Consider the following 25,498-nt stretch of genomic DNA (forward strand, 5'->3'; position numbering starts at 1 on the left):
TGTGTGGGGGGACTTGCGTGGCTTATGTGACGCCCCGGGGCAGGGCGCGTACCGAAGAGGCTGCCCGTACGGCGGGGGCCGGAAGCTCCGGCGGCGGGGCCAGTGGCGCGGAACAGAACCCGCAGCGGTCACCGATGAGTTCGAGGCCGCACCAGTGGCACTCCTCCCGCCGGACGGACGACACGAGCTGGTAGAGCACGGAGACGTCGTACAGACCCGCGGCGAACTCGACGAGCCGTGCCGTCCCCCACCAGCGCGCCGACTCCTCGGGCAGCGGTACGGTCGCCACGCCCTGGACCCGCCAGGCGGGCGCGAGCGTGGTGGTGACCCAGTCGGAGGGCGGCTGGCCGGCGGCGACGAGCAGCCGCGTGCCGAACTCGGGGCCCGCCAGCTCCTCCTGGCCGATCCGGACGAGCTGCGGTCTCGGGTTGGCCAGGACGCCGAACTGGGCGCCCGGTACCCACGACTTGGCGTGGGACTTCAGGGAGACGGGGACCCGGTCGAGCTTGGCGACCGAGCCGAGCAGGGCGCCGGCGTAGATGTAGTGGGCGAGCAGGCGCGCGGCGGAGGCGAGGACACCGGGGCTGATGTCGCAGGCGGACAGCTGGCGCAACTGCTGGGCCAGCAGGGCGAGTCCGAGGGGCGGCAGGTCGATGCCGAGCAGTGCGATGCGGTCGCTCTCCAGCACCGAGCGGACGGTGTGCAGGCGCCGGGCGGCCTCGCCGGCGGCGGAGGCGGCGGACGCGGGGTAGAGCGAGATCACGTATCCGTGCTGCTCGATGAGCGCGTGCATCCCGGTGAGGGAGCTTTCGAGGGTCGCCAGGGGCTGGACGACCGCGGGCGGGGTCTGCCGGTCGTGCGGCGGGAGCACCAGGTCGGGACTGGTGACGGCTATCGCGGTCGGCACGCTGGACACCACCCCGTTCACTGGTGCGGGGTGGTCAACCGCCGCCTCAGATCGACCCTGTTTCGCCATGGACCGTCACAGATGGCCACAGATCGTCACTGTGGCGCCCTTCTGCCTCTGCACCATATCCACGGCATGCCCCGCTCAACACCGACTTCCCGAGATCAACTCACGGAAGGTGCGGGCATGATCAACGCAGAGTGAGCCGCATATGCCACAACTCCCGCGCGCGCCAAGGGGATTGAGGGCCGGGCGGTACCTCCAGAGGTCTTGACAACCGAATTGGTCTGGACCACCTTGTACTTCCAGCGGTGGCCACCGTTCCGCAACCTCCCCGCCCTCTCCCCCTCACCGGAGGCAGCAGTGGACCGCGTATCAGGTATGTCCAGGCACAGACGCACATGGTCGGGAGTGCTCGCCGCCGTGCTGGGGGCGGCCACCCTCACCCTCACGGGGCTCGCCACCGAGGCCCAGGCCGCGGACGTCAACAACGCCAAGAACGCCGGCTACGAGTCGGGCCTCGGCAACTGGACCTGTTCGGCGAGCAGCGGTACGACCGTCTCCTCGCCGGTGCACGGCGGCTCGGCGGCGCTGAAGGCCACGCCCGCCGGGCAGGACAACGCCAAGTGCAGCCAGACCGTGGCGGTCAAGCCCAGCTCGACGTACACGCTGAGCGCCTGGGTGCAGGGCGGGTACGCGTATCTCGGCGCGAGCGGCACGGGTACGACGGACGTGTCGACGTGGACCCCGGACTCCTCCTCCTGGAAGCAGCTGACGACCAGCTTCACCACGGGCGCCTCGACGACCTCGGTGACGGTGTACACGCACGGCTGGTACGGACAGGCCGCGTACTTCGCGGACGACCTGTCGGTGTTCGGCCCCGACGGGGGCGGTGGCACCGATCCGGTCCCGACGATCCCGGCGGCGCCGGGCGGTCTGGCGGTCGCCTCCACGACGTCCTCGTCGGTGTCCCTGACCTGGAACACGGTGTCGGGCGCGACGGGCTACAACGTCTACCGCAGCGGTACGAAGGTGACGGCGGTGACCGGCACCTCGGCGACCGTGACCGGGCTGACCGCCTCCACCTCGTACCCCTTCCAGGTCACCGCGACGAACGCGGCCGGTGAGTCGCCGAAGTCCGCGACGGTCACCGCAACGACGGCCGCAACGGGCGGCGGCGGGGGCGGCACCCTGCCCGCGCACGCCGTCACGGGGTACTGGCAGAACTTCAACAACGGCGCGACGGTCCAGAAGATCTCCGCCGTCCAGTCCCAGTACGACATCATCGCCGTGGCCTTCGCCGACGCCACCACCACGCCGGGCGCGGTGACCTTCAACCTCGACTCGGCCGGGCTCGGCGGCTACACCGTCGACCAGTTCAAGGCGGACATCAAGGCGAAGCAGGCCGCGGGCAAGAAGGTCATCATCTCGATCGGCGGCGAGAAGGGCACGGTGTCGGTCAGCGACTCGGCCTCCGCGACGAACTTCGCCAACTCCGTCTACTCCCTCATGCAGACGTACGGCTTCGACGGTGTCGACATCGACCTGGAGAACGGCCTCAACGCGACGTACATGAGTCAGGCGCTGCGGTCCCTGTCGGGCAAGGCGGGCTCGTCGCTCATCATCACGATGGCCCCGCAGACGATCGACATGCAGTCGACCTCGAACGCCTACTTCCAGACGGCCCTGAACATCAAGGACATCCTCACGGTCGTCAACATGCAGTACTACAACAGCGGTTCGATGCTGGGCTGCGACGGCAAGGTGTACAGCCAGGGCTCGGTCGACTTCCTCACGGCCCTCGCCTGCATCCAGCTGGAAGGCGGCCTCACCCCGTCCCAGGTGGGCCTCGGCCTCCCCGCCTCCACCAGCGGCGCGGGCAGCGGTTACGTCTCCCCCACGATCGTGAACAACGCCCTCGACTGCCTGGCCAAGGGCACCAACTGCGGTTCTTTCAAGCCCTCCAAGACCTACCCGGCCCTCCGCGGCGCCATGACCTGGTCCACGAACTGGGACGCGTCGGCGGGCAACGCGTGGTCCAACTCGGTGGGCCCGCACGTGCACGGGCTCTGACAGCAGGTACGTCACTTCAGTACGACGGCGTCGGCCGTCCCGCGGATGCGGGGCGGCCGACGCCGTTGCGGTCCGGGCGGTTTCAGCCGGCCCGGGTGATCGGGGTGCCCTGCCAGTGGCCGGCCGCGGGGACCCGCTCCGCCGCCATGACCAGCGAGCCCGCGCCGACCCGTGCCGCCTCGCCCAGCGCGCTGCCCGGGAGGACGATGCTGTGCGGGCCGAGCACCGACCGGCTTGCCAGGGCGACCGGTTCGAGCCGCATGACGCGGTCGTGGAACAGGTGCGTCTGCAGGACGCAGCCGCGGTTCACGACGGCGCCGTCACCGACGCTGATCAGGTCCGGCTCCGGGAACCAGTACGTCTCGCACCACACACCCCGGCCGATCCTCGCGCCCATGCTGCGCAGCCACCAGTTCAGCACCGGGGTGCCGGTCGCGGGGCCGACCAGCCACGGAACCGCGAGCATCTCCACGAAGACGTCCCACAGTTCGTTGCGCCACACGAACCCGCTCCACAACGGGTGCCGCCCGGCGGTGAAGCGTCCCATCAGCACCCACTTCGCGGCCGTGGTGACCAGCCCGGCGACCACGCCGGCGCCGCACATCAAGAGGCCGGTCGCGGCCACCGCGCACCAGCCGCCGACGGTGTCCCACAGGTCCAGCAGTACGTAGGTCAGGGCGAGTTGAAGGAGCGAGCTGAGCATCATGGGGATCGCTCGGCCCAGTTCGACGGCGGTGCGGGCGGCCCGCAGGGAGGACGACGGGGCGAACGTGCGGGCCGGATCGTGCTGTTCCGCCACCCGGCGCAGCCGCATCGCCGGGCGTCCCAGCCACGACGAGCCGGCCGGGACCTCGGCGGGCGTGTCGGACAGGACACCGATCAGCGCACCGTCCGCGACGGACCGGTCGGGGCCCACGACACCGGAGTTGCCGACGAAGGCGCTGTCACCGATCCCGGCGGTTCCGAGCCGCACCCAGCCGCCGCGCAGCTCGTAGGGCGCGGCCAGCACATCGTCCGCGAGGAACGCGCGGTCGTCGACGCGCAGGAGCCGGGGCAGGGCCACGACGGTCGACGCCTCGACGTTCCTGCCGACATGGGCGCCGAGCAGGCGCAACCAGACCGGGGTGAACAGACCGGCGTACAGCGGGAAGAGGGTGGTGCGGGCCATGACCATCAGGTCGTGGGTCAGCCACGCCGACCAGCCGGCCCTGCTGTGCGCGGGGTGCAGGCCGGGCACAAGGCCCCGGCCGGCGAAGCGGACACCGGCGAGGATGAACAGGGCCTGGCAGGACGTCCCCAGGAGCACCAGCGGCGGCAGCCACAGCAACCGGCTGGACCAGGCCATGCCGTCCTCGCCGGTCACGGCTACGAGCATCAGCAGCGCGGGGGCCGCGGCCACGGCCATCAACACGCCGCGCACGGCGGCCGTCAGGATGTAGACGAGCGCCCAGGCCCGGGAGCGGGCCGCGCGCGGCCGGGGCCAGGCGGTCTCGGAGGCCGTTGGCCGAGCGGGCGATCCGCCCCAGCACTCGCCGGAGGGGATCTTCGTGCCCTCGGTCACGGTGCTGCCGGTGAGGACCTCCGCACCGTCGCCGATGTCCGCGCCGGGCTGCAGGGTGACGCGTCCGCCGATGCTCGCTCCGGCTCCGATCCGTACGGTGCCGACCCGGAGCCGGTCGCCGTCGATCCACCATCCGGCGAGGTCCGCCTCGGGGTCGACGGACGCGCCGTCGCCGAAGTGCCCAAGGCCGGTGACCGGCGGCAGCGTGTGCAGGTCGACGTCCTTGCCGACGGTGCAGCCCAGCAGTCGCGCGTACCAGGCCGCCAGGGGGGTGCCGGCCACTCCGACGAGTCCGATGGCGGCCACCCAGCGTTCCGCCGTCCACAGGCGCAGGTGTGCCGCTCCGCCGCGCCGGTGCTCACCCGGCCTGCTCCGGCCGCGCAGCAGTCGTGCGCCGCCCGCTGCCAGCAGGACGCGGGTGGGCGAGGTGAACATGACCAGCCAGGCGGGGGCGAGCAGCCACCAGGACACGGTGGGCAGCCAGGAGGTGAAGCCGACGGTGGCGAGCACGTTGCCGGTGAGTCCGAGGGACAGCACCCAGCGCAGTCCGGGGACGCAGAGCAGCAACGGCTGCAGCGCGGTCTGGACCCAGCCGGTCCACCGGGGTGTTCCCTGCGCCCTTTTCTCGTCCTGCGTGCTGTCGGCTTCTCGCTGCGGTGTGCCGGCGGCGGGGTCCGCGCTCACCATGCGGGTGCGCAGGGCGGCGGGAGTGGTGTTCAAGTAGAGGTCGGAGACGGAGATTTCGGGGAAACGCTCGCGCAGTGCGGAGACGAGCCGGGCCGCGGCGAGACTGGTGCCGCCGAGGTCGAAGAAGTCGTCCTCGGCTTTCACGTCGGTGCCGAGCAGATCGCTCCAGACGCCGAGCATCCACGTGGTCACCGGGTCGGCGAGGTCCGTACGGCCGGCAGTGGCCTCCTGCGCGGAAGCGACCGCCGCCGGTCCGTCCGGCGAATCGGCCGGGGCGGTGTGCGGTGCGGGTTCCGCCGGCAGCGGCCACGGCAGGGCGTCGCGGTCGGCCTTGCCCGAGCCGCGGGTCGGGAAGTCGGCCAGCACGGCGAGCCTGGGCACGAGGGGTGCGGGCAGCCGTTCACGCAGCCGCCGGGTCGCGTCGGCCCGGTCGAACGTCGCGGGGCTGCCGTCGGCGGGGACGAGGTAGCCGATCAGTACGTCGAGGCCGCCGGCCGTGCGCCGGACGGTCGCCGCGGCCGCGGCGACGGAGGGCAGATCGAGCAACGCGGCCTCGATCTCGCCGAGTTCGACGCGCCGTCCGCCGATTTTGACCTGGTCGTCGGCGCGGCCGACGAACTCCAGGCCGCGGGGGTCCGCGCGGACGAGGTCGCCGCTGCGGTAGGCGCGGTCCCAGTTCAGCGAGGGCAGCGCCGTGTACCGCTCGGCGTCCTTGACGGGATCGAGGTAGCGGCCGAGCCCCACGCCGGCGATGACGAGTTCGCCGGTCTCGCCCCAGGCGACGGGCTCCCCGTCCGAGTCGACGACAGCGAGTTCCCAGCCGTCCAACGGGAGGCCGATGCGGACGGGTTCGCCGTCGAGGAGCTGGGTGGCGCAGGAGACGACGGTCGCCTCGGTGGGGCCGTAGGTGTTCCACACCTCGCGGCCGTGGCAGGCGAAGCGCCGGACGACCTCGGGCGGGCACGCCTCACCGCCGACGATCAGCAGCCGTACCGCTGCGAGCATGTCCCGTGACCACAGCGCGGCCAGCGTCGGGACGGTGGAGACCACGCTGATCCTGCGTTCCCGCAGCCAGGGGCCGAGGTCCGCGCCGGTCCGGACGAGGGCGCGCGGCGCGGGCACCAGGCAGGCGCCGTGCCCCCAGGCCAGCCACATCTCCTCGCAGGAGGCGTCGAACGCGACAGACAGGCCCGCCAGTACGCGGTCGCCGGGGCCGATCGGTGCCTGGCTCAGGAACAGTCGGGCCTCCGCGTCCACGAAGGCGGCCGCCGAACGGTGGCTGATCGCGACGCCTTTCGGCTTGCCGGTCGAGCCCGAGGTGAAGATGATCCAGGCGTCGTCGTCGGGTCCCGGGCCGCCGTCCCGGCCGCCCGGGACGATCCCCGGGCGGTTCTCCAGCGCGTACCCGTCGCCCAGTACGGCGCAGACGCCCGACTCGCTCCAGACCAGTTCGGCCCGTTCGTCCGGGTCGTCGGCGTCGACCGGTACGTACGCGGCGCCGGCGGCGAGAATGCCGAGGATCGCCAGGTAGAGGTGGGCGCTGCCGGAGGTCATCCGGACACCGACCCGGTCACCCCTTCCGACGCCCGCGGCGCGCAGGACGCGCGTGATGCGGCCGACCTCCTCGTCGAGCCGGCGGTAGGTCAGTGCGACCGTGCCGTCGTCCACGGCGAGGGCTTCCGGGGCTCCCGCGACGGAGCGTTCGAGGACGTCGAGCAGGGTGCGCGGCGCGGCCGGAGGACCGGACCGGTAGACCCCCTGCTCGCGAGTAAGGAGCTGTGAACTCCGGTCACCTTCAATTTTTTCCCGTACCTTCACTTTTGGTGCCAATTTCGTTCATCCCTGCCATGTATGTCTGCGGGTTCCTTGCAGACGCGGAAGCGGTCGAATATTCGACTCACTCGAATCCGTCGTTTGCCTGGGCGAATGAACATTAGGCAGGGCACCCTGTGGATCCACGAGCAGGAACCAATGGAACTCCTTTGACGATCCAGGATCCCGTCTGCACCGGCAGTGACCTGGGATTTTGTACTTCCGCAGCCCGTCACGGAATCGTCACAGAGGTCGTTACAAATAAGCCATTGATAAACATCAGGCCACACGGCAAATCGCAATGTGAAATATCAGTAGGGCCTAAGTAAAGAATGGGTTGGGAGCCGTGCGGGCCATTGCGCCGCGATGGTCGAGCTTCCCCCGCGCGCCGGGCCGGCCTCCGCTTGCCCATACGCGGCTGCGGGCAGCGGGCAGCGGGGCCGCTCGAAAACCAGTGGAGCAGTGCCGCCGTACGCCACTACCGTGCTGGCGGACCAAGTCGCCTGGATACCCGTCCCGGGTTCGGACCGACAAGGCCTACCACTTACTCCGAGGCGCCCGGCGCCCGGAGGAGGGCGGCGCCCAGGACTCCGTAAGGATGGCGAGCAGGGAAGTCGCAAGTCACGACGGCGTCGGCCACTCACACGCGTGGCCGACGCCGTCAGCCGTCGACATCGTTTTCGTTACAGCGAGGTAGCCGACATGGGACGCTTTTCCGAGCAAGTGGACCAAGATCTTAAACAGGCCGGCTGGACGCCCGACCGGCAGGTTGATCCAGCACCGTGGCTGTCAGCCTTCGAAGCTGAGGGCCTCCATGGGCACCCGGCGGCCAGCGCCTTCTTGGCCGAGTTCGGAGGCCTCGCAGTGGACATCTCCGGTTCCGGAATCAGCCGTGCCCGCGAGCCTTTTGAACTCAATCCCCTGCTGTGCTTGGGGGAAGGAGACCGTTTTAGTGCGTGGGGCGAGGACATTAAAAGGTCGATCTTTCCGGTAGGAGTGCTTGACCAAGGGCGTTTCTTCCTTGGGATCGATGAGAACAGCGAGATCTACCTCCTCGAGACCTGGCTGGCTTCTTTCGGCCGCATGCCAGAGGCCATGAGCAACCTCATCCTCGGTGTCCAGCCGACTGTCATTGACGATGGCAGCGACTAGGCCTCACAACTCGGGGTGTTGTGCGGCCGATCGGATACCCCGTCGCGGGTTCGGGGCGGGGTATCCGGCGCGTCGAGGTCCCGATCCCCGTGCCGATGATCCGATGGCCGGGCTCAGCACTCCCCTCTGGCGGGGACCGGAGGCATCGTGCACGAGCGCGCTCCGTATGCGCTTCGGCGGGCGGGCGGTGGCCCGGGCCCAGCTCGACCATCTGCTCAAGAAGTCCGAGCAGCCCCACATCACGCTCCTGGTCATCCCGTTCGAAGCGGGCGCTTTCCCCGGGGCCGGGCAGACGGTCCTGTACGCCGAAGGGCAGGTACCGCAGCTCGACACCGTACAGATCGACAACTCACACGGGCCCGACTTCCTTCACGCAGACACCCAGTTGGCGAAGTACCGTGCGCACTTGGACTGGATGGAACGCATCGCGCTGACACCGCCGGCGTCACGCGACTTCATCCGCAGCATCGCCAACGACCTCTGAGGAGACACCCCGTGGACGACATCAGCTGGGAAGAGCCCTTCTGCGGCGAGGGAAACTCCTGCTTCCGCCTCGGCACCGACGACAAAGACAACGCCTACATCGCGATAGCCGGAGCCGAGGACACGTATCTCACGGACAGCCGTGACGCCCTGCGTACGTTGATCCGGGACATCAAGGCGGGCAAGGCCGACCACCTTCTCTGAGGGACCCGGCGGAGACCCTGATCAGAAGAACTCCGACCACGGCTGGTCCCAGATCTGCTTGACGCACAGGACGACGAAGAGCAGGCCCGCGATGGCCAGCATGGAGTTGCTGAGCAGGCCGTTGCGCCACTCCGGGGGTGTGCGGGCGGAGTTGAGGAGCCAGATCAGGGTGAGGGCGAGGAAGGGGAGGAACGCGGCGCCCAGGACTCCGTACAGGATGATCAGGCGGAAGGGCTGGCCCTCGAAGAGCAGCACGATCGGCGGGAAGGTCAGCCAGAGGAGATACGCACGGAAGGGCCAGGCCTTCTCGCGGGCACCGGACGCCACCTCCTCGCCGGACGCCGGCCCCACACCGGACGGCAACCCCTCGCCGGACGCCACCTCCTCACCGGACGCCGGCCCCACGCCGGACGGCATCTCCTCGCCGGACGCCACCTCCTCACCGGAGGCCGACCCGACGCGGGACGGCTCCCCCGCGGTGGACGGCGCCCTGTCGGCCGCGGAGGCGACCGGCGCCTCGCCCGTGGCCGCGGCCAATGCATCCGCACGGGCCGCCCGGTCCCTGCGGTTGCGTTCCACGAAGTCGGCGAACATCAGGCTCACCCCGTGCCAGACGCCGATCAGTGAGGTGAAGGACGTGGCGAAGAAGCCGATCAGGAAGAACTTGGCGGTCGCCGTGCCGTACTCCGCCTCCAGGATGTCGCTGAGCTGGATCAGCCCCTTGTCGCCGCTGGCGATGGCGACGTTCGAGGAATGGAGAAGCTCCGCGCCCACGAAGAGCATCGCGACGACGAAGATGCCCGTGGTGATGTACGCGACGCGGTTGTCGAGCCGCATCACCTTCATCCAGCCCGTGTTCGTCCAGCCCTTCGCGTTGACCCAGTAGCCGTACGCGGCGAGCGTGATCGTGCCGCCGACGCCGCCGATGAGGCCCAGCGTGTTGAGGACCGAGTCCTTCTCGTCGGGGAGGACCGGCAGCAGTCCGGCGAAGGCGTCGCCCAGATGCGGGGTGACCCGGATCGCCAGGTAGACGGTGACGACGAACATCACGCCGACCAGGACCGTCATCACCTTCTCGAAGACCGCGTACTTGTTGAACCAGACGAAGACCAGACCGACCAGGCCGGTCAGGATGGCCCACCACTTGAGGTCCATGACGTCCGGGAAGAGGGCCTGCAGGGGCAGACCGGACGAGGACATCGCCGCCGCGCCGTAGACGAAGCCCCAGATCACGACGTACGCGACGAAGAACCAGCTCGTCCAGCGCCCGATGCTCGCCCAGCCGTCGAAGAGGGTGCTGCCGGTGGACAGGTGCCAGCGGCCGGCCGCCTCGGCCAGGGAGATCTTGACCAGGCAGCCGATGACGGCGGCCCACAGCAGCGTGTAGCCGAAGTTGCTGCCCGCGATGAGCGTCGCGACGAGGTCACCGGCGCCCACCCCGGTCGCGGCGACGACGATCCCGGGCCCGATGTACTTCCAACTGGACTTACGAGGGCGGGAGATGGCCTCCCCTGACACGGACTTCCCAGTTGTCTCCGCCATGTTGTTCAAGGAAGCGTAAAGCGGCCGCGCGCACAAGAGGGCGTGGTGTGCAGGATCGGCCAGGATGTGCAGGCCGCGTACACCGCCCGGCCGATTTTCGGATGGCTTCCACCAGGCACCCTTGACCTGCTCATGCCACGCCCGCACCATGAGCGCCACACCCGCACCAAGCACGTCGGCATGAACCACCCCCCGCTCCACTCCCCTTCCGGAGACCCCGGAATTCCTGGAGAACCTAGGAGACTTCATGCGACTTCGCATACGCGGCAGCGGCAGCGGTACCAGAGGCGGCGGCCGGCGCACCGCCGCCCTCGCCACCCTCCTCGCACTCGCCCTCGCCGCCCCCCTCACCGCCACGGCCACCGACGCCACCGCGACCGGCGCGAAGGCCCCCGCGCCTTCGTCCGACGACGTCCGCCAGTACGAGATCCACCAGAGCACCGACCCGGTGACCCGTACGGCCATCCAGCAGACCGGTGTCACCGTGGACGAGGCCGACGAGGAGACCGTCGTCGTCTCGGGCCGCGCGGACCAGATCAAGAAGCTGCGCGGGCTCGGCTACGACGTCTCGCTCCTGGGGTCCGCCCCCGACCGCACGAGCGGCTCGGACGTCCGGATCCTCGACTTCCCGTCGGCCGACTCGAAGTACCACAACTACGCCGAGACGAACACGGAGATCGACCAGCGGCTGGCCGCCTACCCGTCCATCATGAGCAGGAAGGTGATCGGCAAGTCGTACGAGGGCCGGGACATCGTCGCCATCAAGGTCAGTGACAACGTGGCGACCGACGAGTCCGAGCCCGAGGTCCTCCTCACCTTCCACCAGCACGCCCGCGAGCACCTCACCGTCGAGATGGCCCTCTATCTGCTGCGCGAACTCGGCGCGGGCTACGGCTCCGACTCCCGCGTCACCAGCATGGTGAACAACCGCGAGATCTGGATCGTCCCGGACCTCAACCCGGACGGCGGCGAGTACGACATCGCGACCGGCTCCTACCGCTCCTGGCGCAAGAACCGCCAGCCCAACAGCGGTTCCTCGTACGTCGGCACGGACCTGAACCGCAACTGGAACTACAAGTGGGGCTGCTGCGGCGGCTCTTCGAGCTCCAAGTCCTCGGAGACCTACCGAGGCGCGTCGGCCGAGTCGGCGCCCGAGGTGAAGGTGGTCGCCGACTTCGTGCGCGGCCGTGTCGTGGGCGGCAAGCAGCAGATCACGGCCGGCATCGACTTCCACACCTACAGCCAACTGGTGCTGTGGCCCTTCGGGTACACCACCTCGGACACGGCGACCGGCATGACGGCGGACGACCGCAACGCCTTCGCTGCCGTCGGCCAGAAGATGGCCGCCAGCAACGGCTACACGCCGGAGCAGTCCAGCGACCTGTACATCACCGACGGCTCGATCGACGACTACCTCTGGGGCACTCAGAAGATCTTCGACTACACCTTCGAGATGTACCCGAGCTCCAGTTCGGGCGGCGGCTTCTACCCGCCCGACGAGGTCATCGAGCGGGAGACGTCGCGCAACCGGGACGCCGTGCTTCAGCTCCTGGAGAACGCGGACTGCATGTACCGCTCCATCGGCAAGCAGGCGCAGTACTGCCCGAGCTGACAGACCGGCACAACGCCCTACAGGCACATCGGTTGACGGGCGAGCCGGCCCGGCGCGCGGACGCTCAGTCGTCCGCGGCCACCGGCTCGTCCCCGGCCTTGTCGGACTCAACAGCCTTATCAGCCATGGACTTCTTGGAGGGCTTGGAGGGCTTCGACTTGGTGGCCTCGGCGGTCACCTCGTTCTCGGCGGCCTCGGAGGCCTCGGAGGCCTCATCGACGGCATCGGCGTCGTGGGCGTCGACGGCATCGGCGTCGTCCTCCGTGCCATCGTCGAAGTAGGCGTCGAGGACCGCGTCGAGCTGGCCCTCCCACTCCGCGAACCGCGCCCGGGCCGTCGCCTCGATCTCGATCGGGTACCAGCGGCGGTCGGGCGTGTGCACCGTGATGGTGAACCGCTTCCCGAAGCGCGGCGACTCCGTCTCGACGGCTCCGATCTCGTCCCAGCGGAACTCCGCCTGCTGGTCGTCCAGACGGAGTTGTACGCCGCTGTGGTCGGCCTTGATCGAGGCGCGCCGGTCGGAGGCCTCGAAGACGGGACCGTCCGGCTCGGGGTCACCCTCCTCGTCCTCGTCGGCGGCCTCGGCGGATGCCTCACCGGGGGCGGACTCCTCACCGAAGACCGTCCCTTCGGAGGCCGTCCCGTCGGAGGCCGTCCTTCCGGAGACGGAACTCCCCGGGACGCCCTTCTCCGGGACGGAGTCCTCGCCGTCGGTCCCCGCTGTCGCGGTCCCCGGGGCGTCGGCATCCGCGGCCGCGTCCTCCGGCGCCGCGGGCGCGGGTGACGTGATCCCGGGGATGTACGCCGGGTCGGCCGCGGCGACGGGGACGACGGGAACGACGGATCCGTCGAGGGGCTGGCTGTTCGAACCTATGCGCTGCTCCACGCGGGCAGTATGGTCGACGATCCTGTGTCGGGCACAGCCAGCCCCGTTATAGCTACGCGGCTGTTATACGAAACCGCCCGCCACCGGACGAAGCCGCCTCCCCGCCATCGGATGAAGGCGCCCTCGCCACCGGACGAAGCCGCCTCCCGCCATCGGATGAAGGCTGCCCGTCGCCGCCGGCTGAAGGCGCCCCCGCCGCCGGACGTGAGCGCCCGTCGCCGCTAGACGAAGACGCTCACGACCGCCGCCATGGCGAAGCCCACCACCGACAGCACGGACTCCAGGACCGTCCACGACTTCAGGGTGTCGCGTTCGGTGATGCCGAAGTACTTGGCGACCATCCAGAAGCCGCCGTCGTTGACGTGCGAGGCGAAGATGGAGCCCGCCGAGATCGCCATGATGACGACGGCGACGAAGGCCTGGGAGTGGTCCCCCTCGGTGAGCAGCGGGGCCACGATGCCGGCCGTGGTGACGATGGCGACGGTGGCCGAGCCCTGGGCGACCCGGAGGACCAGGGAGAGCAGATAGGCGAGGACGACCACCGGGAAGCCGACGTCGTGGAACGTGTCCGAGAGCGCCTGGGCGACATTGCTCGCCTTCAGTACGGCGCCGAAGATACCGCCCGCGCCGACCACGAGCAGGATGTTGCCGACCGGCTTCAGGGACGCGGTCGACACCGTCTCCAGGGACTTGCGGGACCAGCCGCGCCGGATGCCGAGCAGGTAGTACGCGAGCAGCAGGGCGATGGTGAGGGCGACGAACGGGCTGCCGAAGAACTCGATGACCGAGCGGCCGGTGGACGGGTCGAGGGCGATCGACGAGAAGGTCGCGGCGAGGATCAGCACCAGCGGCGTACCGATGATGCCGAGGACCGTGCCGAGCGACACGGGCTTCTCGCGCGGCTCCACGCCCGACGCCCGCTGCTCCTCGATGACGGCGAGCTTGGCCTCGGCGGCCGCCTCGACCATGTCCTGCGGTACGGCGACGAAGATCCGCTTTCCGATCCAGGCGGAGAAGACCCAGGCGGCGAGCACCGCGGGGATGCCGCAGACGATGCCCATGAGGATGACCCAGCCGAGCTGGACGTGCAGCAGTGCGGCGGCGGCGACCGGGCCCGGGTGCGGGGGCAGGAAGGCGTGGGTCATGGAAAGGCCCGCGAGCAGCGGCATGCAGTACAGCAGGATCGACTTGCCGGAGCGCTTGGCGGCGGCGTAGACGATCGGCGCGAGGACGAAGATGCCGACGTCGAAGAAGACCGGGATGCCGAAGATCAGGCCGGTCAGCCCCATCGCCAGGGGCGCCCGCTTCTCGCCGAAGAGGTTCAGCAGCCGGGACGCCAACACCTCGGCGCCGCCGGAGACTTCGAGGATCGCCCCGAGCATGGTGCCGAGGCCGATGATGATCGCGACATGGCCGAGGATGCCGCCCATGCCGGACTCGATGACGGAGACCGCGGTGGACTTCTGGACGGTGCCGAACAGTTCCGTGACCGACAGTCCCGCTCCGAGGCCGACGGCTATGGAGACCGCGAGCAGGGCGACGAACGGCTGGAGCCGGACCTTGATGATCAGGAACAGCAGCAGGGCGATACCGAGGGCCGCGACCGTGAGGAGTCCGGCGGTGCCGTCGATGAGGAGGAGCAGTCCGCCGGTGTGAGGTGGCGGTTCGGGGGCCGGGACTGGTGCTGCGAGCGGAAACGACGACATGGGGAGGGCCTCTGTTTCGTAAGTGCATGGTGCTTTCGGGCAGGGGGGATCGCGGCACGGCACCCCGGGATGACGGGCGCCGCACCGTGATGACGTACGGCGTGCGGGAGTTGGGGGGACCTGAGCCGTCAGGCGGCCTCGGACCTCAGGAGGCGTCAGCCCTGCGCGGACATCGACCTCAGAAGGCGTCAGCCTCTGCGTGGGCATCGACCTCAGGAACCGTCAGCCTCTGCGTGGGCTTCAGCCCGGCGGTCAGCCGAGGACGGCGAGCGCGTCGATCTCGATGAGGAGTCCGGCCGGCAGCCCGACGTACACGGTCGTGCGGGCGGCCGGGGGCGCGGTGAGGCCCTGCTCCTCGAAGTACGTGTTGTAGATCTGGTTCATCTCGGCGAAGTGGTCGACGTCCGTCAGATAGACGCGGATCATCACCGCGTCGTCCCAGGAGGCGCCGCCCTCTTCGAGGATCGCCCGGACGTTGGCCAGGGTCTGCAAGGTCTGCTCGCGCAGCGTCGGCCCGGCGGGCGTGGGCGGCTTGCCCTCCTCGGCGGGCAGGAAGCCGACCTGGCCGGCGACCTGGAGGATGTTCCCCTTCCTGATGCCGTGCGAGAACTTGGCGGGCGGGGTGGTGTGGGTCTTGGGGGTGAGGGCGGTCTTGTCGGTCATGCGGGGTCCTTACCTGGGGTCTTTCCGGAGTAGTCGCGGCTGATGGCGTCAGCCGTGCGGCGTACCAGCGGGAGCAGTGCGAGGAGTTCGTCGGCGGTGACGACGACGTTCGGCGCGGAGACCGACATCGCGGCGGCGACACGGCCGTCGGCCCCGCGGATGGGGGCGCCCACGCAGTTGATGGACTCCTCGTGGCCACCGAGGTCGGTGGCCCAGCCCTGTTCGCGCACCGTCGCCAACTCCTTGAGGAAGGCGGGGGCGCTGGGGATCGAACGGGCCGTGTACAGGGGGTAGTCGAGCTTCTCCGCGAGGGCGCGGCGCTCGGGCTCGGGCAGATCGGCGAGGAGCAGCTTCGCCACGGCGGCGACGGTGATGGCCACCGGTTTCCCGATCCGCGAGTACATGCGGACGGGGTAGCGGCTCTCCACCTTGTCGATGTAGAGCACCTCGTTCTCCTCGTACACCGCGAGGTGGACGGTGTGCCCGCACTGTTCGTTGAGGCGTACGAGGTGGGGGTGGGCGATCTCGCGGATGTCCAGGTTCTCCACGGCCTCCTGGGCGAGGGCGAAGAGGCGGGCGCCGAGGCGGTAGCGCTGGTCGGACTGGCGGTAGACGAGGCCGTGCTCGTGCAGGGTGCGCAGGAGGCGCAGTGCCGTGGACTTGTGGACCCCGAGGCGGTCGGCGACCTGTCCGAGGTCGGCGGGGCCCTCGGCGAGCAGCGGCAGGATGCTGAGCGCCCGGTCGACGGTCTGGCTCATGGGGTGGGTACCTCCTCGTCGGCCCGCGTGACGGCTGCGGTCCAGCCGGGGCCGAGTCGAAGTGTCTCCCACGCCTCGTCGTCCGCGGCGGCCAGCCGGTCGGCGTGGTCCCGCGCGGGCGGGGCGGCCAGGTCGCCGGGGACGGTGAGGGCGGCGGCGGCGATGAGGTGGCCGTGCCGCAGCCGGTCCCGGGCGGACAGCCCACGCAGGGTCGCGGAGAGGAACCCGGCCGCGAAGGCGTCCCCGGCCCCGACCGGAGCGACGACGTCGACGCACAGGGAGGGGACGAAGGTGACGGTGTCGGCCGGCCCGCTCTCCGCGGGCCGGTCACCCGCAGGCGCCATGCCTGCCCCCCGCTCGAAAAGCGTCGCCCCCCGCGCCCCCTGTTTCACGACCAGGGCCCGGGGTTCGGGCAGCGCGGCGCGGATCGCGGCTGGGCCGCCGGTGACGCCCCACGCGGCCTCGGCCTCGTCCTCGCCCACGAAGACCAGGTCGCAGCTGCGGGCCAGACCGAGCAGGACACCGCCCGGCTCCTGGCCGCTCCACAGGTGCACCCGGTGGTTGACGTCGAAGGAGACGAGGGGGCGGCCGTGCCGGGCCGCGGTCAGCTCGCGCAGCAGGGCCAGGCAGTCCGCGGAGAGCGCGGCCGTGATGCCGGACAGATGCAGGACGCGGCCGGAGTCCAGTTGCTCGCGGGGCACGTTCCCGGGCGACATGGCGGAGGCGGCGGAACCGGCGCGGTAGTAGACGACCTCGTGCGCGTCGGTGGCCCGGTCGCCCGCCGTACGGAAGTAGATGCCTGTCGGCCGGGCCGGATCACGGCGTACGGCCGAGGTGTCGACGCCGTACGAGGCGATCGTCTCCACCAGGTGGTCGCCGAACCCGTCGGCGCCGACCCGGCTCACCCAGCGCGCGGAGTGGCCCGCCGAGGCGAGCACGCACGCCACGTTCGACTCGGCGCCGCCGATGCCCCGCTCGAACGACGGCACGTCGGCGAGCCGCCCGGGCCGGGAGGGCAGGAACGTGACCATGGACTCGCCGAGCGCGACTACCTCCACGAGGGCGTCGCGGCCGTCGGCGTCGTCGGACACGGCACCTGCGGGTCCGTTGGGGGTCACGATGGCGGGGACTCCTTGCTCTCGCGGTCAACGGCACCGTTGACCCTGCGTTGGCTGGGATGTTAGACAGCAGTGAGCGACATACGCAATGACCGTTGCACATATCGCAACGCACCACATGAGGGAGGCCCCATGGGCGCCGACACCGCCGCGACCGCAGCCGCTTCCGGCGCGGAACGCCTCGCCGCACTCGGCACGGAACGCGTCGACCACCGCTTCAAGGGCCTCCCGCCGGACGCCACGGGCCTGACCGTCGACGAGCTGGCCGCCCAGCGCCGCAACCTCTTCACGGGCGGCTTCACGACGCCCGTGCTCGCCCTCTCCGCCGAGCGCCTGCGCCACAACCTCACGCTCATGGAGACGTACGCGGCCCGCCACGGCCTCGCCTTCGCCCCGCACGGCAAGACCTCCATGGCCCCGCAGCTCTTCCAGCGGCAGATCGAGCACGGCGCCTGGGGCATCACCCTCGCCGTGCCCCACCAGGTGCGCGTGGCACGGGAGTTCGGCATCCAGCGGATCTTCCTCGCGAACGAACTCGTCGACGCGGCGGCCCTGCGCTGGGTCGCGTCCGAACTCGCCGCCGACCCGTCCTTCCGCTTCATCTGTTACGTCGACTCGGTCCGCGGCGTGGAGCTGATGGACGCGGCCCTGCGCGGCGCCGCCCGCCCGCTGGACGTCGTGGTCGAGCTCGCCGCCGGCGAGGGCGCCCGCACCGGCGTCCGCACGGAGGCGGAGTGCGCGGCCGTCGCGGACGCGGTGGCCGCCACCCCGACGCTGCGCCTGGTCGGCGTGGCGGGCTACGAGGGCGAGGTCCCGCGCGCGGACCCGGAGCGCGTGCACGCGTGGCTGCGCCGTCTCACCGCGCTGGCCGGTGACTTCGACAAGGCGGGCCGGTTCGCCAAGAGCGGCGTCGACGAGATCGTCGTCAGCGCGGGCGGCAGCGCCTGGTTCGACGCGGTGGCGGACGTCTTCGCCGAGATCCCCGAACTCTCCCTGCCGGTGCTGAAGTTGCTGCGCTCGGGCGCGTACGTCTCGCACGACGACGGCCACTACCGCAAGCTCACCCCCTTCACCCGGGTGCCCGAAGAGGGTGCCCTCCAGCCCGCCTTCCGCCTCTGGGCCCAGGTCCTCTCACGCCCCTCCCCCGAGCAGGCGTTCGCCAACGCGGGCAAGCGCGACGCCGCGTACGACCTGGATCTGCCGATGGCCCAGGTGGTGCACCGCGACGGCGCCGAGCACGCGGCCACCGGCGTCACCGTCACCGGCCTCTCCGACCAGCACACCTGGCTCGCCACCACCCCCGACGCCGACCTCCGCCTCGGCGACTGGATCGGCCTCGGCCTCTCCCACCCCTGCACGTCCTTCGACAAGTGGCAGCTGATCCCCCTGGTGGAGGCGGACGGCACGGTCACCGACTACGTCCGAACCTTCTTCTGACCGACCCGAGCCGGCCCTTCGCGGCGAAGCCGAGGGGTGGCTTTTCTCGGCGGAGCCGAGGGGTGGCTTTTCTCGGCGGAGCCGAGGCAACGGACCGAGTCGGGTGGCCGCGGGTGGGCAGACACCCGCGCGGAGCGCGGAGAACGTACAGCGCGGGCGCAGCCCGGAAAGGCGGCACCAAGTGGACCTCGCGATCAGAGACGTACGTGTCGTCGACGGCACCGGCACGGCCCCCTACCAGGCCGACGTGGGCATCACGGCCGGCCGTATCACGGAGATCCGCAGGGAGGGCCCGCCCCTGGGGGGACACCGAACCCTGGACGCCCACGGCCTCGCCCTCGCCCCCGGCTTCATCGACATGCACGCCCACAGCGACCTCGCCCTCCTGCGCGACCCGGACCACAGCGCGAAGGCCGCCCAGGGCGTGACCCTGGAAGTCATCGGCCAGGACGGCCTGTCGTACGCCCCGGTCGACGACCGCACCCTCGCCGAGATCCGCCGCGCGATCACCGGCTGGAACGGCAACGGCGACGACATCGACTTCAGCTGGCGCTCGGTCGGCGAGTACCTGGACCGCCTCGACCACGGCTTCGACGGCGAGGGCATCGCGGTCAACGCCGCGTACCTGATCCCGCAGGGCTCCGTCCGGATGCTCGCCGTCGGCTGGGACGACCGCGAGGCCACGCCCCAAGAGCTCGACCGTATGCGCCGGTTGGTGGCCGAGGGCATGCGGGAGGGCGCGGTCGGCATGTCCTCCGGGCTGACGTACACCCCCGGCATGTACGCCAAGGACGCCGAACTCACCGAGCTGTGCCGCGTGGTCGCCGAGCACGGCGGCTACTACTGCCCCCACCACCGCTCGTACGGAGCGGGCGCCCTGGCGGCGTACGAGGAGATGGTGGCCCTCACCCGCGAGGCCGGCTGCCCCCTCCACCTCGCCCACGCCACGATGAACTTCGGTGTGAACAAGGGCCGCGCCCCGGATCTGCTCGCCCTGCTGGACGACGCCCTCGCCGCGGGCGCGGACATCAGCCTGGACACGTACCCCTACACCCCCGGCTGCACCACCCTCGTCGCGATGCTGCCCAGCTGGGCGAGCGAGGGCGGCCCCGAGGCGATCCTCGGCCGGCTGGCGGACGACGCGACGGCCGAGCGGATCCGGCACCGCATGGAGGTCGTGGGCGCCGACGGCTGCCACGGCGTCCCCATCGAGTGGGACACGATCGAGATCTCGGGAGTGAGCGACCCCGCTCTGGCGTCGTACGTCGGCAGGACCGTCCAGGAGTCCGCCGGCCGGCTCGGTGAGTCCCCGTGGACCACCGCCCGCCGGCTCCTCGTCGAGGACCGTCTCGGCTCGACGATCCTCCAGCACGTCGGCCACGAGGAGAACGTCCGCGCGATCATGCGGCACCCGGTGCACACCGGCGGCTCCGACGGCATCCTGCGCGGCGACAAACCGCACCCGCGCGCGTACGGCACCTTCCCCCACTATCTGGGCCGGTACGTAAGGGAGTTGGGCATCCTCTCCCTGGAGGAGTGCGTCGCCCACCTCACGGGACGGCCGGCCGGCCGGCTGCGGCTGCCCGACCGCGGGCTCGTCCGCGAGGGGTACCGCGCCGACCTCGTCCTCTTCGACCCGGACACGGTCGCGGCGGGCTCGACCTTCGAGGCGCCCCGCACCCTGCCGGCCGGCATCCCGCACGTGCTCGTCGACGGCCGCTTCGTGATCGAGGACGGCCGCCGGACGGACGTACTGGCAGGGCGGGCGGTCCGCCGTACGGCATGACCGCCCACCACCGGGCCGCTGGTGCTACGGCTTGGGCAGGGTGCACCCGCTCCGGCTCAGGTCGATCTTGTTGTCGAGCCCGACGCACGGCACGATCAGATAGGTCTCCTGGGCGTAGTTGATGCCCTGGCGAACGGTCACGTTGCCGTTCGCGTCGACCTCGCACGGGTTGTTCTCGGTGCAGCGGGCGCCGTCCTCGTTACCCGTGTTGTTGACGGCGACGACCTTGCCGGTGGCGGTGTCGATGACGGGCGAGCCCGAGGTGCCGCCGATGGTGTTGCAGGCGGAGGTGTAGCGGACCGAGTCCTTCCAGGTCCACGCCCCTTCCTTCAGCCGGTACGCGAAGCCGTCGATGTTGCAGCTGTAGATCCGCTTCCAGTACCCGGAGACGACCTTGATCGCGGTCCCGGCGGTGGGGCGTGCGGCGTTGAGCGTCAGCGCGTTGATGCCGTACGAGCTCTTGATCTGCGCGTAGGTGCTGGTGAGCTGGTAGATCGAGATGTCCGTGTCGGTCATCGTCCCGTACGCGATCTTGCTGGCGCGCAGGGTCGCGACCTTCGTACCGGCGGAGTTGAGGAGGCTGAAGGTACGGGTGGAGGCCCGGTCGACGATGACCTCGCCGGCCGCCGGGAAGCCGGTCTCCAGGCAGTGGCCGTTGGACAGGACGAGCGCGGGGTCGTCGTCCTCGGAGGCGGGCATCCGGACGACCGAGCCGGAACAGTTGCTGAGCGCGACCGTGCCGGCGAAGTCCACCGCCTTCAGGGTCGGCGCGGCCTCGGCCGAGGCCCGGCCGGCCGCCGCGTGCTCCGCCGGTGCGGGCACGGGAGCCGCGACCGCGGGTGCCGCCCCCGCCCCGGCGATGACCAGGGCGAAGAGCGCGGCAACGAGAGGCTTTCTCATGTGGGGTCCCCTCTAGTTTTCTGTTGTGCGACATGGGTGGCCGGAGATCTTCCAGCCATCTCCTTTTTTGTCATGCGCATTGTGAGGGGAGCGGGACACGGGGGCAAGGAGCGGTTTCCGGCCCCGTACGGCGATTTCCGGCTACCGAGGGGCGGCACCGCCGTCCGCGCGCCACGCAGGAACAAAGGCCCGCAAAACATCCCGTCTCACGTGGTGGAAAACACGCCCCGCAACCGGTGGGGCGGCCGTAAGCTCACGGATATGCAGGTGATCCAGTCCACGAAGCTCGCCAATGTCTGTTACGAGATCCGGGGCCCGGTTCTCGAGGAGGCGATGCGGCTGGAAGCGGCGGGTCATCGCATCCTCAAGCTGAACACCGGCAATCCGGCCGCCTTCGGCTTCGAGTGCCCGCCGGAGATCCTGGAGGACATCCTCCGCAACGTCTCCTCGGCGCACGGCTACGGCGACGCGAAGGGCCTGCTCGCCGCCCGCCGGGCCGTCGTGATGCACAACCAGACCCTCGGCATCGAGACGGACGTCGAGCACGTCTTCATCGGCAACGGCGTCTCCGAGCTGATCGTGATGGCGATGCAGGGCCTGCTGGACGACGGCGACGAGGTCCTCGTACCGGCTCCGGACTACCCGCTGTGGACCGCCGCCGTGTCCCTCTCCGGCGGTACGGCCGTCCACTACCGCTGCGACGAGCAGTCGGACTGGATGCCCGACCTGGCGGACGTGGAACGCAAGGTCACCGACCGCACCAAGGCGATCGTCATCATCAACCCGAACAACCCGACGGGCGCGGTCTACGACGACGCGATGCTGCGGGGGCTGACCGACATCGCCCGCCGCCACAACCTGCTGGTCTGCTCGGACGAGATCTACGACAAGATCCTCTACGACGGCGCCACGCACACGCCGACCGCCGCCATCGCCCCCGACCTGATGACCCTCACCTTCAACGGGATGTCCAAGGCCTACCGGGTGGCCGGCTACCGCGTCGGCTGGATGGCGATCTCCGGCCCGCGGGCGCACGCCGACTCCTACATCGAGGGCCTGACGATCCTGGCGAACATGCGGCTGTGCGCGAACATGCCGGGCCAGCACGGCGTGGTCGCCGCACTGAGCGGCCGTCAGACCATCGGCGACCTGGTGCTGCCCGGCGGCCGGCTCAAGGAACAGCGGGACGTGGCGTACGACCTGCTGACCCGGATCCCGGGCGTGACCTGCGTGAAGCCGAAGGGCGCGCTGTATCTCTTCCCGCGCCTCGACCCCAAGGTCTTCAAGATCAAGGACGACCGGCAGATGGTCCTGGACCTGCTCCGCGAGGAGAAGATCATGGTGGTGCAGGGCACGGGCTTCAACTGGCCGGAGCCGGACCACTTCCGCGTCGTGACGCTTCCGACGGTCGGCGACCTGACCTCCGCGGTGACCCGGATCGGCAGCTTCCTTGACGGCTACGGCCAGCCCTGACGATCACCCTCCGTGCCCCTCGGAGCACATTGCCGAACGGGCTCAACTTTAGAACGGTTCTAAGCTAGGATGGTTTCCTGAGAGCACAGGAGGCCATCCCATGTACGAGCCGATCCGCACCAAGTCGGTCCACACGGTGGCCGGCTCCCCCTCCGACTTTCCCCACCGGTCGCGCGAGGAGGAGCTGGACATCCAGCTCGCGGGTCACCTCGCGGCCCTGCTGGCGGTGACGGACGAGCTGCGCACGCAGGCCCCGTCCGCCGACCTCGACACCGCCGCCGAGCGGCTCGCCGACCAGGTCACCCGGTTGCGCGGAGGGCTCCCGCCGGTGCGCGCCTCGGTCGCCGCCACCCTGCACCAGCCGCCCGTCGGCGCCCTCCACCTGCGGGCGCACGCGCTCGCCGGCCGTGCCCTCGTCGTCGCCGCCTCCCGCGCCGACACCGCCGCCGCCATCCTGGCCGCCGAGCGCATGGACGCCCACGCGGCGGCCACCGAGCCCGCCGGACTCGCCACCCACTGAGCCTCCCGGCTCCCCTCGACGGCCCCGGCCCGCGCGCACCCGCAGCGACGTGCGGGCCGGGTGCCACACACGGCGCGCGACGCATCGCCGTCGGCCGGCCTGGACATGACCGGCACACGGCGCGCGACGCACCGCCCTCGGCCGGCCCTGGACATGACCGGGGCCCCACACTCCGTTGTGTGGGGCCCCGGTCATTTTCGATGGTGCTCTGTTGTTCTGTTGTGCTCACCTTCGGTGCTGCGTCCACCTCCGGTGTCCTACTCACCGCGACCGGCCCGGACGACGTCGCAGGTCAGGGCAAGCCAGGCCGGCCGCGGAGCACTCGGGGACGTCAGCCCAGGCGCTTGACCAGCGCGCGGTACTCGTCCCACAGCTCCTTGGGGGTGTGCTCGCCGAAGGTGTTGAGGTGCTCGGGGACCAGAGCGGCCTCCTCGCGCCACACCTCCTTGTCGACCGTGAGCAGGAAGTCCAGGTCGGACTCCGACAGGTCCAGGCCCTTGGTGTCGAGCGCGCCCTTCGCCGGCAGGACGCCGATCGGGGTCTCGACGCCCGCGGCCGTGCCCTCCAGGCGCTCGACGATCCACTTCAGGACGCGGCTGTTCTCGCCGAAGCCGGGCCACACGAACTTGCCCGCGTCGTTCTTGCGGAACCAGTTCACGTAGTAGATCTTCGGCAGCTTCGCCTGGTCCTTGTCCTTGGCGACGTCGACCCAGTGCCCCATGTAGTCGCCCATGTTGTAGCCGCAGAACGGCAGCATGGCGAACGGGTCGCGGCGCAGCTCGCCGACCTTGCCCTCGGCGGCGGCGGTCTTCTCCGACGCCACGTTGGCGCCGAGGAAGACGCCGTGGTTCCAGTCGAAGGACTCCGTCACCAGTGGTACGGCGGTGGCGCGGCGGCCGCCGAAGAGGATCGCCGAGATCGGCACGCCCTTGGGGTCCTCCCACTCGGGCGCGATGATCGGGCACTGCGAGGCGGGGACGGTGAAGCGGGCGTTGGGGTGCGCGGCGGGCGTACCGGACTCCGGAGTCCAGTCGTTGCCCTTCCAGTCCGTCAGGTGGGCCGGAGTCTCCTCCGTCATGCCCTCCCACCAGATGTCGTTGTCGTCCGTCAGCGCGACGTTCGTGAAGACGGAGTTGCCCCACAGCGTCTTCATCGCGTTGGCGTTGGTGTGTTCACCGGTGCCGGGCGCGACGCCGAAGAAGCCGGCCTCGGGGTTGATCGCGTAGAGCCGGCCGTCCTCGCCGAACCGCATCCAGGCGATGTCGTCACCGATCGTCTCGACCGTCCAGCCGGAGACGGTCGGCTCCAGCATGGCGAGGTTCGTCTTGCCGCAGGCGCTCGGGAAGGCTGCGGCGACGTACTTCGACTCGCCCTGCGGCGGCGTCAGCTTGAGGATCAGCATGTGCTCGGCGAGCCAGCCCTCGTCCCGCGCCATGACGGACGCGATGCGCAGCGCGTAGCACTTCTTGCCGAGCAGCGCGTTGCCGCCGTAGCCCGAGCCGTACGACCAGATCTCGCGGGACTCGGGGAAGTGGGAGATGTACTTCGTGGAGTTGCACGGCCACGGCACGTCCGCCTCGCCCTCGGCCAGCGGCGCTCCGAGCGTGTGCACAGCACGCACGAAGAAGCCGTCGGTGCCGAGCTCGTCCAGGACCGGCTGACCCATGCGGGTCATGGTGCGCATGGACACGGCGACGTACGCGGAGTCGGTGATCTCGACGCCGATCGCGGAGAGGTCCGAGCCGAGGGGGCCCATGCAGAACGGGACGACGTACATCGTCCGGCCGCGCATCGAGCCGCGGAAGACACCGCCCTTGCCGCCTGCCCCCTGGAAGATCTCCCGCATCTCGGCAGGGGCCTTCCAGTGGTTGGTCGGGCCCGCGTCCGCTTCCTTCTCGGAGCAGATGAACGTCCGGTCCTCGACCCGCGCGACATCGGTCGGGTCGGAGGCGGCGTAGTACGAGTTGGGGCGCTTGACCGGGTCGAGCTTCTTGAAGGTGCCCTTGGCGACGAGCTCCTCGCACAGGCGCTCGTACTCGGCTTCGGATCCGTCACACCAGACCACACTGTCCGGCTGCGTCAGTTCGGCGATCTCGTTCACCCACGAGATCAGGTCTTTGTGGTGGGTGGGTACGACGGTGGGAGCCGCGATGTCGCGCGCCACGATTGCTCCTAAATGAGGGGTTTTGTTGTTGAATGCCCCGTGGGGGCTGCGACC

19 protein-coding genes are annotated in these 25,498 nt (G+C 70.3%); 9 read left to right on the plus strand and 10 right to left on the minus strand.

Annotated features, from left to right (window positions below):
* Window positions 1-22: 22 nt before the first annotated feature.
* Complete coding sequence (locus ACFVYF_RS34675; protein WP_389461863.1) at window positions 23-907, minus strand: hypothetical protein; 885 nt, start codon at window positions 905-907, stop codon at window positions 23-25.
* Window positions 908-1,288: 381 nt separating this feature from the next.
* Between ACFVYF_RS34675 and ACFVYF_RS34680 the strand changes: the two genes are divergently transcribed.
* A complete protein-coding gene (locus tag ACFVYF_RS34680) occupies window positions 1,289-2,980 on the plus strand; it encodes a chitinase (protein ID WP_389461865.1) in 1,692 nt (563 codons plus the stop codon).
* 82 nt (window positions 2,981-3,062) lie between these two features.
* On the opposite strand, the gene ACFVYF_RS34685 is transcribed toward ACFVYF_RS34680, so the two are convergent.
* Window positions 3,063-7,058 carry a Pls/PosA family non-ribosomal peptide synthetase gene (locus tag ACFVYF_RS34685; protein ID WP_389461867.1) on the minus strand — a complete coding sequence of 1,332 codons (3,996 nt, stop codon included), beginning with the start codon at window positions 7,056-7,058 and terminating at the stop codon, window positions 3,063-3,065.
* A gap of 630 nt (window positions 7,059-7,688) precedes the next feature.
* Between ACFVYF_RS34685 and ACFVYF_RS34690 the strand changes: the two genes are divergently transcribed.
* The 3 genes from ACFVYF_RS34690 to ACFVYF_RS34700 all read left to right on the plus strand — a co-directional run bounded on the left by ACFVYF_RS34690 (window position 7,689) and on the right by ACFVYF_RS34700 (window position 8,879).
* On the plus strand, window positions 7,689-8,192 hold the full coding sequence (locus ACFVYF_RS34690; RefSeq protein WP_389461869.1) for an SUKH-3 domain-containing protein: 504 nt from the start codon (window positions 7,689-7,691) through the stop codon (window positions 8,190-8,192).
* A gap of 103 nt (window positions 8,193-8,295) precedes the next feature.
* Window positions 8,296-8,676, plus strand: a complete 381-nt coding sequence (locus ACFVYF_RS34695) for a Scr1 family TA system antitoxin-like transcriptional regulator (protein WP_389461871.1) — start codon at window positions 8,296-8,298, stop codon at window positions 8,674-8,676.
* 11 nt (window positions 8,677-8,687) lie between these two features.
* Window positions 8,688-8,879, plus strand: a complete 192-nt coding sequence (locus ACFVYF_RS34700) for a hypothetical protein (protein WP_389461873.1) — start codon at window positions 8,688-8,690, stop codon at window positions 8,877-8,879.
* A 21-nt stretch (window positions 8,880-8,900) separates the two neighbouring features.
* On the opposite strand, the gene ACFVYF_RS34705 is transcribed toward ACFVYF_RS34700, so the two are convergent.
* Window positions 8,901-10,421, minus strand: coding sequence for an Nramp family divalent metal transporter (locus ACFVYF_RS34705; RefSeq protein WP_389461875.1), 1,521 nt, complete (start codon window positions 10,419-10,421; stop codon window positions 8,901-8,903).
* Window positions 10,422-10,668: 247 nt separating this feature from the next.
* On the opposite strand from ACFVYF_RS34705, the gene ACFVYF_RS34710 reads away from it, so the two are divergent.
* A complete protein-coding gene (locus ACFVYF_RS34710; protein WP_389461877.1) occupies window positions 10,669-12,033 on the plus strand; it encodes a M14 family metallopeptidase in 1,365 nt (454 codons plus the stop codon).
* A 64-nt stretch (window positions 12,034-12,097) separates the two neighbouring features.
* On the opposite strand, the gene ACFVYF_RS34715 is transcribed toward ACFVYF_RS34710, so the two are convergent.
* The 5 genes from ACFVYF_RS34715 to ACFVYF_RS34735 all read right to left on the minus strand — a co-directional run bounded on the left by ACFVYF_RS34715 (window position 12,098) and on the right by ACFVYF_RS34735 (window position 17,164).
* Entirely contained in the window at window positions 12,098-12,919 is an 822-nt protein-coding gene (locus ACFVYF_RS34715) for a hypothetical protein (RefSeq protein WP_389461878.1), read from the minus strand.
* Window positions 12,920-13,140: 221 nt separating this feature from the next.
* Window positions 13,141-14,625 carry a GntP family permease gene (locus tag ACFVYF_RS34720; RefSeq protein WP_389461880.1) on the minus strand — a complete coding sequence of 495 codons (1,485 nt, stop codon included), beginning with the start codon at window positions 14,623-14,625 and terminating at the stop codon, window positions 13,141-13,143.
* 252 nt (window positions 14,626-14,877) lie between these two features.
* Window positions 14,878-15,288: a RidA family protein gene (locus tag ACFVYF_RS34725; protein WP_389461882.1), complete on the minus strand. Its 411-nt coding sequence runs from the start codon at window positions 15,286-15,288 to the stop codon at window positions 14,878-14,880.
* Window positions 15,285-16,046, minus strand: coding sequence for an IclR family transcriptional regulator (locus ACFVYF_RS34730; protein WP_389461884.1), 762 nt, complete (start codon window positions 16,044-16,046; stop codon window positions 15,285-15,287). Before ACFVYF_RS34730 ends, ACFVYF_RS34725 begins: the two co-directional genes overlap by 4 nt.
* On the minus strand, window positions 16,043-17,164 hold the full coding sequence (locus ACFVYF_RS34735; RefSeq protein ID WP_389461885.1) for a sugar kinase: 1,122 nt from the start codon (window positions 17,162-17,164) through the stop codon (window positions 16,043-16,045). The genes ACFVYF_RS34730 and ACFVYF_RS34735 overlap by 4 nt, the downstream gene beginning before the upstream one ends.
* A gap of 132 nt (window positions 17,165-17,296) precedes the next feature.
* Between ACFVYF_RS34735 and ACFVYF_RS34740 the strand changes: the two genes are divergently transcribed.
* Both ACFVYF_RS34740 and ACFVYF_RS34745 read left to right on the plus strand, forming a co-directional pair.
* A complete protein-coding gene (locus ACFVYF_RS34740) occupies window positions 17,297-18,601 on the plus strand; it encodes an amino acid deaminase (RefSeq protein WP_389461887.1) in 1,305 nt (434 codons plus the stop codon).
* 181 nt (window positions 18,602-18,782) lie between these two features.
* Complete coding sequence (locus tag ACFVYF_RS34745) at window positions 18,783-20,387, plus strand: amidohydrolase family protein (RefSeq protein ID WP_389461889.1); 1,605 nt, start codon at window positions 18,783-18,785, stop codon at window positions 20,385-20,387.
* A gap of 24 nt (window positions 20,388-20,411) precedes the next feature.
* Here the strand turns inward: ACFVYF_RS34745 and ACFVYF_RS34750 are convergent, their stop codons facing one another.
* On the minus strand, window positions 20,412-21,287 hold the full coding sequence (locus ACFVYF_RS34750) for a trypsin-like peptidase domain-containing protein (RefSeq protein ID WP_389461891.1): 876 nt from the start codon (window positions 21,285-21,287) through the stop codon (window positions 20,412-20,414).
* A gap of 261 nt (window positions 21,288-21,548) precedes the next feature.
* On the opposite strand from ACFVYF_RS34750, the gene ACFVYF_RS34755 reads away from it, so the two are divergent.
* Window positions 21,549-22,760, plus strand: coding sequence for a pyridoxal phosphate-dependent aminotransferase (locus ACFVYF_RS34755; protein WP_389461893.1), 1,212 nt, complete (start codon window positions 21,549-21,551; stop codon window positions 22,758-22,760).
* A 100-nt stretch (window positions 22,761-22,860) separates the two neighbouring features.
* Window positions 22,861-23,280 (plus strand): hypothetical protein, encoded by a 420-nt coding sequence (locus ACFVYF_RS34760; RefSeq protein WP_389461895.1) that lies wholly within the window; start codon window positions 22,861-22,863, stop codon window positions 23,278-23,280.
* 331 nt (window positions 23,281-23,611) lie between these two features.
* Here ACFVYF_RS34760 and ACFVYF_RS34765 read toward each other — a convergent pair whose 3' ends face one another.
* Window positions 23,612-25,444, minus strand: a complete 1,833-nt coding sequence (locus ACFVYF_RS34765; RefSeq protein WP_389461897.1) for a phosphoenolpyruvate carboxykinase (GTP) — start codon at window positions 25,442-25,444, stop codon at window positions 23,612-23,614.
* Between the last annotated feature and the right edge of the window lie 54 nt (window positions 25,445-25,498).

Origin of the sequence: Streptomyces sp. NPDC058274 (assembly GCF_042881375.1) — a bacterium.
In the GTDB taxonomy this organism is placed as follows: domain Bacteria; phylum Actinomycetota; class Actinomycetes; order Streptomycetales; family Streptomycetaceae; genus Streptomyces.